7 protein-coding genes are annotated in these 11,605 nt (G+C 68.2%); all 7 read right to left on the bottom strand.

Annotation, left to right across the window (positions count from 1 at the left end):
- Positions 1-292 precede the first annotated feature (292 nt).
- Positions 293-5,158, bottom strand: a complete 4,866-nt coding sequence (locus RN02_RS10530) for an NAD-glutamate dehydrogenase (RefSeq protein ID WP_043314416.1) — start codon at positions 5,156-5,158, stop codon at positions 293-295.
- Positions 5,159-5,447: 289 nt separating this feature from the next.
- Complete coding sequence (locus tag RN02_RS10525; protein WP_043267378.1) at positions 5,448-6,299, bottom strand: urea carboxylase-associated family protein; 852 nt, start codon at positions 6,297-6,299, stop codon at positions 5,448-5,450.
- A gap of 17 nt (positions 6,300-6,316) precedes the next feature.
- On the bottom strand, positions 6,317-6,982 hold the full coding sequence (locus RN02_RS10520; protein ID WP_009621255.1) for a GntR family transcriptional regulator: 666 nt from the start codon (positions 6,980-6,982) through the stop codon (positions 6,317-6,319).
- A 12-nt stretch (positions 6,983-6,994) separates the two neighbouring features.
- Positions 6,995-8,503 carry an amino acid ABC transporter permease/ATP-binding protein gene (locus tag RN02_RS34575; protein ID WP_043314414.1) on the bottom strand — a complete coding sequence of 503 codons (1,509 nt, stop codon included), beginning with the start codon at positions 8,501-8,503 and terminating at the stop codon, positions 6,995-6,997.
- Between the two features lie 34 nt (positions 8,504-8,537).
- Positions 8,538-9,380 (bottom strand): ABC transporter substrate-binding protein, encoded by an 843-nt coding sequence (locus tag RN02_RS10510; RefSeq protein ID WP_043314412.1) that lies wholly within the window; start codon positions 9,378-9,380, stop codon positions 8,538-8,540.
- A gap of 420 nt (positions 9,381-9,800) precedes the next feature.
- On the bottom strand, positions 9,801-10,598 hold the full coding sequence (locus RN02_RS10505) for a putative hydro-lyase (RefSeq protein WP_043314411.1): 798 nt from the start codon (positions 10,596-10,598) through the stop codon (positions 9,801-9,803).
- Between the two features lie 99 nt (positions 10,599-10,697).
- A partial coding sequence (locus RN02_RS10500; RefSeq protein WP_043314409.1) for a LysR family transcriptional regulator occupies positions 10,698-11,605 on the bottom strand: 908 nt, incomplete at its 5' end.

The raw sequence follows: 11,605 nt of genomic DNA, 5'->3' as shown, positions 1-11,605 counted from the left end.
GTATGCTTTTTCATGGACTCACCCTCACTGTCGGTGGCTTCTTAGACCGCCACCGTGGCGCCTCGACGCCTCGGTGAGGGTGAGTCCATCCAATTACATGGAAATGGTGTGGATGGGGCCGTCGTAGGATGGCGTTGAGCGAAGCGATACCCATCGCCATGGCCGCATGGGTTTCGCCAAGGCTCAACCCATCCTACGAAAAGCGGCAAGGCAGCTCCACGCCTGACGTCCGGGCAAAAAAGCCCCGCACAAGGCGGGGCTCGGGAACAGCGACGGGCTCAGCCGGCGGGCGTCAGGCGGCGACGCTCGCGCCGTGCTGGCTGCTCTGCGCCAGGTCCAGCAGTTCGCGGTTGGCCACCGCGTACATGGCGTAGTCGGTGCTGGTGGAGGCACGCAGTTCCACCAGCATGGCGCGCCAGCGCTCGGCCATTTCGCGGTGCTGGTCGATCCACAGCGCCACGCGCTCGCCCATGTCCTGCGGGCCGTCCTGCATCTGCAGCACCGAGACGGTGATCGCCCGCTGCTGCCAGTCGAGGTCGTCGCGGAAGGCTTCGCGGGCCAGCGCCTGCCAGTTGTTCTCCACCGGCAGGTTGCTGATCTGCTGCAGGTACCAGGTCAGCTCCAGCTCGCTGCCGATGGCGAAGTAGGCGCGCGCCACTTCGGCCGGGTCGCGGCCGGTGACGTCCGCCGCCTCGATGATCGGCAGCAGGGTGTAGAGGTGGCTGGTGCCGGCGACCATGCGTGCCAGCAACTCGGGCACACCGGCGTCGACGTAGGCCTGGTAGCGCGCCTGCCACAGCTCGCGGGTCGGACCTTCGAGCAGTTCGTTGAGCTTCAGGCCCAGGGCGGCGATGCGCGGGCCAAAGTGGGCCACGTCGCGGGCGGCGTCCTGCTCGTTGCGGCGGCTACGCAGGAACCAGCGGGTGGCGCGGCGGCCCAGGCGCATCAGTTCGTCCATCAGGGTCAGCTGGACTTCCGCCGGCACCTGGTAGTCGAGCTGCTCGATCTGGCGGAACCAGTGCGGCAGGTGGAACACGTCGCGGACGATCACGTAGGCGCCGGCGACGTTGGCCGGGGTCATGCCGGTGGACTCCTTCAGGCGCTGCACGAAGGTGATGCCCATGTGGTTGACCAGGTCGTTGGCGATCTGCGTGCTGACGATCTCGCGCTTCAGCCGGTGCCGGCGCATGGCCGTGCCGAACTTGGCCACCAGGGTCTGCGGGAAGGCCGTTTCCATGTCGCGGGTGAGGTAGTCGTCGTCGGGCACCAGCGACTTGAGCAGCGACTCCTTGAGGTCGATCTTGCTGTAGGAGATCAGCACCGACAGCTCGGCGCGGGTCAGCCCCTGGCCGGCGGCGATGCGTTCGGCCAGGGCCTCGTCGGTGGGCAGGAACTCCAGGGCGCGGTCGAGCTTGCCGCGCGCCTCCAGGTCGCTCATCAGCCGCTTGTACTCGGCGATGCGCTCGCGGGCGCGGCGTTCGGCCAGGCTCAGCGCCTGGGTCTGCTTGTAGTTGTTGCCCAGCACCAGGTCGCCGACCTGCTCGGTCATCTCGGCCAGCAGGGCGTTGCGCTGCTTGCCGGTCATATCGCCGGCGGCCACCACCTCGTTGAGCAGGATCTTGATGTTGACCTCGTGGTCGGAGCAGTCCACGCCACCGGCGTTGTCGATGAAGTCGGTGTTGCAGGCGCCGCCATTGAGGCCGAACTCGACGCGGCCGAGCTGGGTCACGCCCAGGTTGCCGCCCTCGCCCACCACCTTCACGCGCAGCTCGCGGCCGTCCACGCGCAGGGCGTCGTTGGCCTTGTCGCCGACGTCGGCGTGGCTTTCCTTGCTGGACTTGACGTAGGTGCCGATGCCGCCGTTCCACAGCAGGTCCACCGGCGCCTTGAGCAGGGCATTGATCAGCTCGGTGGGGGTCAGGCGCTCGGCCTGGATGTCGAAGCGCGCGCGCACCTCGGGGCTCAGGGTGATGCTCTTGGCGCTGCGCGGGAACACGCCGCCACCGGCGGAGATCAGCGAGGCGTCGTAGTCCGACCAGGCCGAGCGCGGCAGGTTGAACAGGCGCTGGCGCTCGGCGAAGCTCACCGCCGGGTCCGGGTTGGGGTCGAGGAAGATGTGCAGGTGGTTGAAGGCGGCCACCAGTTGCAGCTTGTCGGACATCAGCAGGCCGTTGCCGAACACGTCGCCGGCCATGTCGCCGATGCCGATGACGGTGACGCTGTCCTTCTGCACGTCGATGCCGCGCTCGCGGAAGTGCCGCTGCACCGAGACCCAGGCGCCGCGGGCGGTGATGCCCATGCCCTTGTGGTCGTAGCCGGCCGAGCCGCCGGAGGCGAAGGCGTCGCCCAGCCAGAAGCCGTATTCGGCGGCGATGCCGTTGGCGATGTCGGAGAAGGTCGCGGTGCCCTTGTCGGCGGCCACCACCAGGTAGGGGTCGTCCTCGTCGTGGCGGACCACGTTGGCCGGCGGCACCACCTCGCCTTCCTTGAGGTTGTCGGTGATGTCCAGCAGCCCGGAGATGAAGATGCGGTAGCAGGCGATGGCCTCGGCCTGGATTTCGTCGCGGCTGCCGCCCACCGGCAGGCGCCGCGGGATGAAGCCGCCCTTGGCGCCCACCGGGACGATCACCGCGTTCTTCACCTGCTGGGCCTTGACCAGGCCGAGCACTTCGGTGCGGTAGTCCTCCTCGCGGTCGGACCAGCGCAGGCCGCCGCGGGCGACCTTGCCACCGCGCAGGTGCACGCCCTCGACGCGCGGGCAGTAGACGAAGATTTCGTACTTGGGCACCGGCTTGGGCAGCTCGGGGATCGCCTTGGGGTTGAACTTGAAGCTGAAGTAGCTCTTGTTCTGGCCGGCGGCGTCGGGCTGGTAGAAGTTGGTGCGCAGGGTGGCCTTGATCAGGTCCAGGTAGCGCCGCAGGATGCGGTCCTCGTTGAGCACCTGGACGTCGTCCAGGGCACTGAGGATCGCCTGCTCGAGCTTCTGCTGCTTGTCTTCCAGGTCCTCGGCGGTGAGCTTGCGGGCCAGGTAGAAGCGCGTCTTGAACAGCCGCACCAGTTCGCGGGCGATGTCCACGTGGGCGTTCAGCGCGCTGGCGATGTAGCCCAGGTCGAAGCCCAGGCGGATCTGCTTGAGGTAGCGGGCGTAGGCGCGCAGCAGGGCGACGTCGCGCCACGGCAGGCTGGCGGTCAGCACCAGGCGGTTGAAGGCGTCGTTCTCGGCGTCGCCGTTGACGATGTGGATGAAGGCGTCCTGGAGGATTTCGTTGAGCTGCTGGATGTCCACGTCCAGGCCTTCGGCGTAGGTGAAGGCGAAGTCGTGGATCCAGTACTCGCGGCCGTTGGCGTGGCGCAGGCGGTAGGGGAACTCGCCGAGCACGCGCAGGCCGAGGTTCTCCAGGATCGGCAGCACGTCGGACAGCGCCAGCGGCGCGTCGGCGTGGTACAGCTTGCAGTGCAGTTGCTGCTCGCTCTGCGCCAGCGGCTGGTAGAAGCTCATCACCAGCGGGCGGGCATCGGACAGGCTGAGCAGGTGCTGCAGGTCGACCACCGCGAAGTGCGGGGCGAAGCGCTCGCGGTAGCCGGCCGGGAAGCCCTTGGGGAAGTCCTCGAGGATGTTGGTGCCCTGCCCTTCGCCGAAGTTCTCCACCACCAGCGCGGCGTAGTCGTCCTGCCAGGAACGGCAGGCCTGGATGGCCTCTTCCTCGAGCCGCTTGGTGTCGATGTCGATGCGCGTCTTCGGGTCCACCCGCAGGATGAACTGCACACGGGCCAGGGTCGATTCGGAGAAGAAGGTCCAGAACTCGCAGTCGCTGGCCTTCAGGCGCTCGCGCAGGACCTGCTCGATCTTGATCCGCGTCTCGGTGGAATAGATGTCGCGCGGCACGTAGGCCAGGCAGTAGGCGAAACGGCCGTACGGGTCCTTGCGCAGGAACAGGCGGATCTTGTTGCGCTCCTGGATCTGCACGATGGCCATGGCAGTGGCGAACAGCTCGTCCACCGGCGTCTGGAACAGGTCGTCACGCGGCAGCACTTCCAGCACCTGGGCCAGTTCCTTGCCCAGGTGGCCGTTGGCGTCGAAGCCGGAGCGGCGCTCGACCTCGGCGACCTTGCCGCGGATCGACGGGATCTGGCTGACGCTCTCGTTGTACACCGAGGAGGTGAACAGGCCCATGAAGCGGAATTCGCGCAGCACCTTGCCCTTGGCGTCGATCTCGCGGATGGACACGTAGTCCGGGTAGGCCGGGCGGTGCACGCGGCTGGGGTGCGAGGCCTTGGCGAAGGACAGCAGCAGCGGCTCGCGCAGGTAGGCCACCGCGTAGTCCTCGATGTGCAGTTCCTCTTTGCTCAGGCCGGTGCGCAGCAGCTTGGTCACGCCGAGGAAGGATTTCTCGTCGTAGTTCACCCGGCCGCCGTCGGCCTCGTCGACCACGGTGAACTCTTCGTAGCCGAGGAAGGTGAAGTGGTTGTCCAGCAGCCATTCGAGGAAGGCGCGCACCTCGGCGGTCTCCTCGGCGCGGGCCTTGGCCTTGGACTTGCCGAGCCAGGCCAGCAGTTCCTCGGCCTTGGCGCGCATGGCCGGGAAGTCGGCCACCGCCAGGCGCACCTCGCCCAGCACTTCCAGCAGGGTCTTCTCCAGGGTGCGCAGCTCGCCGACGTGGGAGGCGCGGTCGATCTCCAGGTACATCAGCGACTCATGGCGCACGTCCTTGCCCTGGCTGTTCTTCGGCAGCACTTCCAGCAGCTCGCCCTTGGCGTTGCGGCGCACGCTGACCACGGTGGTCTGCAGGGTGTGGATGCTGTAGCCGCGGCGGTTCAGCTCCATGCGCACCGAGTCGACCAGGAACGGCTGGTCCGGGTGCAGCACCTGCACGGCGGTGTGCGTGGACTGCCAGCCGTGCTTCTCGTAGTCGGGGTTGTACACGCGCACTTCCGGCTCGGCCGGGTCGAAGCGCTCCAGCAGGCGCCAGGAGGACAGGGTGCAGCCGACCAGGTCGGACAGGCGGCGCTGGGTCAATTCGTCGAGGGAGATGAGGCTGAAGAACTGTTCGGCGAACAGGGCTACTTGTGGCAGCACCTTTTCGCCGACGTGCTGCGCCAGGGCCGATTGCAGTTGCTGCTGGAAATCGGCTTTGCTGGCCGCGGTGAAGAACGCCATGGTCAATGCTCCGCTTGGCTTGTCATTGGGTGAAGCAAGGGCTTTCTCGAGCTGCGAATCGCCCCGGGAGTGGCGCCGGGCCACCGTCTTCCGATGAAGTTCAGCAGATGCTGGGCATTAATCCAGGCAGGGGAAGCATCCAGGTAGGCGGCCGGACCGCCCGGTCACGATTCACTTGCGGAGCTTAACGAGACGGCGCGGCAATGGGATTACCAAGCCGCGACATATTCGTTCATGCAGGGGTAACAGGGCGTGCCGGCCGCCGGCCGGCACGCCCGTCGCGGCGGGCTCAGCGCTCCCAGTCGGGCTTCTGCAGGCGCAGGCCGTGGAGGCCGTCGTAGGCCGCGCGCTGCGGCGGCTGCCAGCCTTCGAGCAGAGCCGGCTCGACGCGGTAGATCTCCACGCCCAGCGGGCGGCAGACGCTCAACGGGTCCTGCGCCTCGGGGCCCCACATGGGCAGCGACAGGTCGCCGCCCGGGCAGGTGGACAGCGCGCAGAGCACATCGATCTCGGCGAAGAACTCCAGGTAGTCGCCCTGCTTCGCCGGGCAGGCCTTCATGAAGTACATGTCGTCGTGGTTCAGGCCGGTGCACTGGAAGATATTCAGCACGTCGTGCACGTCGAACTCGGTGAGGCCGTGGGGCAGCACCGCGCGGGTCAGGTTCGAGTGGCAGTGGTGGTGGAAGTCCTCGCCGGTGAGCATCTTGTTGACGTAGGGGTCGCAGCGCGTGCCCAGCAGGTCGTGCACCCGCCCGCCGTGCTCGTCGATGCCATAGGCGGCCAGGCTGTCGTCGGTGATGGTCAGCAGCGGGCGGAGGAACGGCAGGTTCGACCACAGGCGGTCGTAGGTGCTGACGTGGGCGCCCTGCAGCTGGCGGGTGCGCGCGGCCCACATGCGCTCGCGCGGGTCGTTGGCGTTCCACACGTTGAAGTCGCCGACCTGCGGGCCGACCGGGGTGGTGACGCGGAACAGGTGCCCGGCCGGCACCTTCCAGGCGCGGCCGGTGCGGATCGGCACCTCGAACTGCTCGATGAGGCTGCGCGCGCCCTTGTCCTCGCGCAGGCGGTCGTAGAACGCCTTGTCCACCTGCAGGGCGGAACCCTTGTTGGCCTGGTAGGCGGCGGGATAGTCCTTGTACATGTTCGGTGTCTCCTGGTTCAGAGGGAGTGGGGTGTGCCGAGCAGGTCCAGCAGCGCGTTTTCGGAATCCTCGAGGTAGCTGGCCATGGCCTCCGCCGCCTCGTGCTTGCGGCCGGCGCCGAGCAGGTCGTGGATGTGCCGGTCGCGGTCGATCCAGGGGCGCTGGAAGTTCTCCTCGTTGGGCGCGAGGGAGAACACCAGGCGCATCTGCGCCGCGACGTTGGCGAAGAACTCGTCGAACAGCGGGCTGCGCATCAGCCCGACGATGTGCTGGTGGAAGTGCAGGCTGTGGGTGCCGAAGGCCTGCCAGTCCTCGCGGTCCTGGGCCAGCTCGGCGGCCTCTATGGCCTCCAGCATGCGGTCGGACTGGTACTCGCGCAGCGGCTTGCTGGCGAGGATCGCCTGCAGCTCCAGGGTGCGCCGCACCAGGAAGATGTCGCGCACCTCGGCCAGGCCCAGGCGGCGCACCATCACGCCCTTGTTGCGCACGTAGGTGGCCAGGCCCTCGCGGCCGAGCTGGTGCAGGGCCTCGCGGATGGTGTTGCGCGAGGCGTTGTAGCCCTTCACCAGCTCGCTCTCGACCAGCGCCATGCCCGGCAGCAGGCGCCCGCCGATGATGTCCTCGCGCAGTTCGTTGGCGACCTGGGCCGACAGCGACAGGCCGCCGGCGTCTTTGTTTTTCATCTGCGGCCCTCCTCAGGCCAGTTGGACGTCCTTGAGGAACCGCCCCATGCGCTCGCTGCGCTGCTCCAGCAGCTCGCGCGGCGGCCCGGCCTGGACGATGCGCCCGGCCTCCATGAACACCACGCGGTCGGACAGGCGGAAGGCGAAGTTCATTTCGTGGGTGACGATGACCATGGTCATGCCCTCCTTGGCCAGCTCCTCGATCACCGCCAGCACGTCGCCGACCAGCTCCGGGTCCAGCGCCGAGGTCGGCTCGTCGAACAGCATCACCGCCGGGCGCATGGCCAGCGCGCGGGCGATGGCCACGCGCTGCTGCTGGCCGCCGGAGAGCTGGTGCGGGTACTTGCCGGCGTGTTCGAGCATGCCCACCTTGTTCAGCAGCGCCAGACTCAGCTGGCGCAGCTCGGCGGCGTCGGCGTGACCATGGTGGTGCGGAGCGAGCATGACGTTCTCCAGCACCGTCTTGTGCGGGAACAGGTTGAAGCCCTGGAACACCATGCCGACCTGGACGATGCCCTGCATGTGCACCTTGTTGCCCAGCGGCCCGCCCGGCTCGCGCGCGCCGCGCAGGAACGGCTTGCCGCAGAGAGTCACCTCGCCCTGGTCGAGCGCTTCCAGGCCGTTGAGGGTGCGGATCAGGGTGGTCTTGCCCGAACCCGAGGGGCCGATGATCGACACCACCTCGCCCCAGCGCACGTCGAGGTCGATGCCCTTGAGCACCTCCAACTGGCCGTAGTGCTTGCGCGCCCCACGCACCTGCAGGGCGAAGGCGCCCTGCCCGGCGCTGGCCTCGCTGCGCCGCGAAACCACCGCCGGCAGCTCGCCGACCGGCACCGGGCGCGGCTGCCGGCGGGTGACGTCGAGATGGTTCTCCAGGCGCCGCAGCAGGTAGCTGAACACGGTGACGATGAACACGTAGTAGAAGGCCACCGCCAGCATGGTCTCCAGCACCAGGAAGTTCTGCGTGTAGAGCTGCTGGCCGACCAGCAGGATTTCGCTCAAGGAAATCACCGAGACCAGCGAGGTCAGCTTGACGATGGTGATGTACTCGTTGGCCAGGGTCGGCAACGCCACGCGCAGCGCCTGGGGAATCACGATCAGCCACTGCACGCCGCGGTAGCCGATGCCCAGCGCCTTGCCCGCCTCCAGTTGGCCCTTGGCGACCGCCAGCAGGCCGCCGCGGTGGATCTCCGCTATATAGGCCGTCTCGCTCAGGACCATGGCGATCAGCCCGGCGCCGTAGGGGTTGGAGAGCAGCGCGCTGGTGCCGGGGAAGACCTGCGGCAGGTTGTAGACGAAGATCAGCAGCACCAGCAGCGGCAGGCTGCGGAAGAACCAGATGTACAGCGCCGCCGCGTCGCGCAGGTAGCGCCGCGAGGATTGCCGGGCCAGGGCCACCAGGAAGCCGAGGACGATGCCCAGCAGCCAGGTTTCCAGGCTCAGCTCCACCACGGTGCCCACCGCGCGCCAGAAATCGGCGTTCCACAGCAGGCCCAGGGCATAGTGCCAATCGAAATGCATGTTCGTGCTCCGTATTGCTCGGCCGGTCGTCGGTTCAGTTGCCCAGCGCCTGGGCGACGTCCGCCGCGCTCGGTTCGGCGAGGTTGTAGCGCGCCAGCAGGGCCTGGTATTCGCCGTCCTGCTTCATGGCCTCGAAGCCCTGGCGCAGGCCGTCGAGCAGTTCGCCGTTGCCCTTGCGCACGGCCAGGCCGATGACCACCGGGTAGATCAGCTCGCGGGAGGCGATCTGCAGGCGGCCCTGCAGCTTCTCGGCGGTGATCTTGGCCACCGCGGCGTTCTCGAACTGCACGTCCACCGCCTTGGCCAGCAGGGCCTGGGCGGCCTCGGGCGAGGTGGGGAATTCCCGCGACTGGATCGCCGGCTTGCCCTGGGCCTCGCAGTAGTCGCGCGAGACCTCCAGCAGCCTGGGAATCCACGAGCCGCCCTTGATCGAGGCCACGCGCTTGCCGCACAGGTCCTCGGCGCGCTGCGGGCGGAAGTCGTCGTCGCTGCGCACCATCAGCGAGGCGCCGCTCTTCAGGTAGGGCAGGAAGTCCACCTGGCGGGCGCGCTCGGGGGTGACGTAGAGCGCCGAGGCGACCACGTCGAAGCGCCGCGCGTTGACGCCCATCACCAGGTTGGCGAAGCGGGTGTCGCGGAACTCCGGCTGCAGCTGCAACTGCTTGCCCAACGCCCTCATGAACTCCGGGTCGAAGCCGGCGGGCTGGCTCTGCTCGAGGTAGGCGTAGGGTGGGTAGGTGAGGTCCGAGCCGATGCTCAAGCGGCCCTCCTCCAGGGTGCCGGTTACCGCTGCCATGGCCGGTGCGGCCAGCGCCAGTACGCCGGGCAACGCCAGTGCCGCCAGCCAGCCCGCCTTGCCTGCAAATCGCTGTTTCATGGTGAAGCCCTCGCACGGTGATTGTTCAACAATCTTTCCGTTACGAGTAATCAAACTTGATGCCAATTAATAAGAAGGCCGACTGAAAATGGCGTTGGGAAGGAAAAAATCCGCTCTTTCGGGGGAAGTGCCGGCCCCCACATGCCCCACTACGGGGCGGGCGTTACCAAATGGAGCAGCGTGCTAGCGAAAGGCTACCCAGCGCCCCGGCGGTAACAGCGACAAACCAGGCAACGAGCAGGCTGCACGGCCTAAGGTGGCCGGTAACACGCCGGGAAACGCTCCGTTATCCGTGCCGCCTGCGGGCTGAGCCAGGCGTGGATGGCCTGGCGCAGCGCCTGCGCGGTAGCGGGCATGCAAGGGCAGCGGGGGCGCCCAGGCAGCCGAGCTTCCCCGCAACAGGCGCCCTGGGCGCGGGACTCAGAGCTGGCCGTAGAGCAGGTCGCTGACCAGCATGCAGCCCGGCGCATGGGTGATGAACAGCTCCGGCTCGGCCTCGGCCAGCACCGCCTGCGGGGTGACGCCGCAGGCCCAGAACACCGGCAGTTCGTCGGCGGCCAGGGCCACCGGCTCGCCGTAGTCCGGCGCTTGCAGGTCGGCGATGCCGATCAGCGCCGGGTCGCCGATGTGCACCGGGGCGCCGTGGGTCAGCGGGAAACGCCCGGTGATCTGGCTGGCGCGCACCGCGTCGGCGGCCTTCAGCGGGCGCATCGACACCACCATGTGGCCGGCCAGGCGCCCGGAGGGGGTGTTGGCGATATGGGTGCGGTACATGGCCACGTTGCGCCCCTGCTCGATGTGGCGCAGGGCTATGCCTTCGTCCTGCAGCGCCTGCTCGAAGGAGAACGAGCAGCCGATGGCGAAGGCGACGAAGTCGGCCTCCCACAGCTCGCCGATGTCGCTCGTTTCGCGGTGGGGCTGGCCGCGGCGATACACGCGGTACAGCGGCACGTCGCTGCGCACGTCGATGTCGACGCCGAGCTTGTGGAAGTGCGGCGAGCCGGGCTCGGTGACGTCCAGCAGCGGGCAGGCGCGCGGGTTGAGCACGCAGAAGCGCAGGAATTCGTCGGCCCAGGAACGCTGCAGGATCACGATGTTGGCCTGCAGGTGGCGCTGGCCGAGGCCGCTGGTGTGCCCGGCGTAGTCGCCGCGGCGGATCAGCCGGCGCAGTTCGAGGGGGCTCAGGGAGGCGAGATCGTGGGGCTGGGCCGGGGGCATCGGCGGTCTCCTGATGGTGGGCAAGGCCCCCGTTCTAGTCGGCCGGCGCCGAGGCCGTCCAACAAATAGTTTCCGCCCCCGGGCATCGGAAAAATTGATTCAGCGGCCCGCCGGCAGCAGCACGATGCGCGACTCGCCGGCGCCGGCCGCGTAGTTAGCGAGCACCGTCCGGCTCATTTCCACCACCTGCTCCACCAGCTCCAGGCCGCTGCCGCCGCGCCAGGAGGCCACCAATGGCAGCTCCGGCGGCGACGGCTCCACGTCCAGCACCCGCAGTTCGCCGCGCTCCAGCTCCTGGACCACCAGGGCCGGCGGCAGCGCGCCTATGCCGAAGCCATCGCGCACCAGGCGCGTCATCGCCGCCACCGAGTTCACGCAGTTCAGCCGCGGCAGGCTGACGTCGCGGGCCTGGAGCATGGTGAGCAGGTCCAGGTGCGGCCGCGAATGCTTGGAGAAGGTCAGCACGCGCTCGCGGAACAGGTCCTCCAGCCCCGTGTAGTCGCGGTCGTAGGGCGAGCCCCGGGGCACCACCCAGCGCAGCGGGTAGCTGCCCAGCTCCAGGTTGAGCACCGATTCGTGGCGGATGGCGTCGGTCTGGAAGATCAGGTCCAGGTAGCCCTTGCGCAACTGCTCGGCGAGGTTGATCGCGGTGTCCGCCATCAGCTCGATCTCGAGGTCCGGGAAGCGCTCCATGCCACGCGCCACCAGGGGGCTGAGCCAGGTGTGGATGACCGTGTCCATGGCGCCGATGCGGATACGCCCCTGGCCGACGCGGCCGGCATCTATGGCCTGGCGCAGCGACTGCGCGGTGTCGAGCATGCGCTCGGCGTACTCCAGCACCTGGTGGCCCTCGGGGGTCAGGGTCACGCCGCGGGAATCGCGAACGAACAGCTTCACGCCCAGATCGCCTTCGAGCACGGCGATACGGCTGGAAATGGCGGCCTGGGTGCTGAAGAGCTTCTCGGCGGTGAGGCGGAAGCTCTTCAGGCGGGCGACCCAGACGAAGG

The organism is Pseudomonas sp. PI1 (genome assembly GCF_000812405.1).
Taxonomy (GTDB): domain Bacteria; phylum Pseudomonadota; class Gammaproteobacteria; order Pseudomonadales; family Pseudomonadaceae; genus Pseudomonas; species Pseudomonas citronellolis.
Note: the sequence above shows the minus strand (reverse complement) of the source record. Positions and strands in the feature narration are given on the sequence as shown.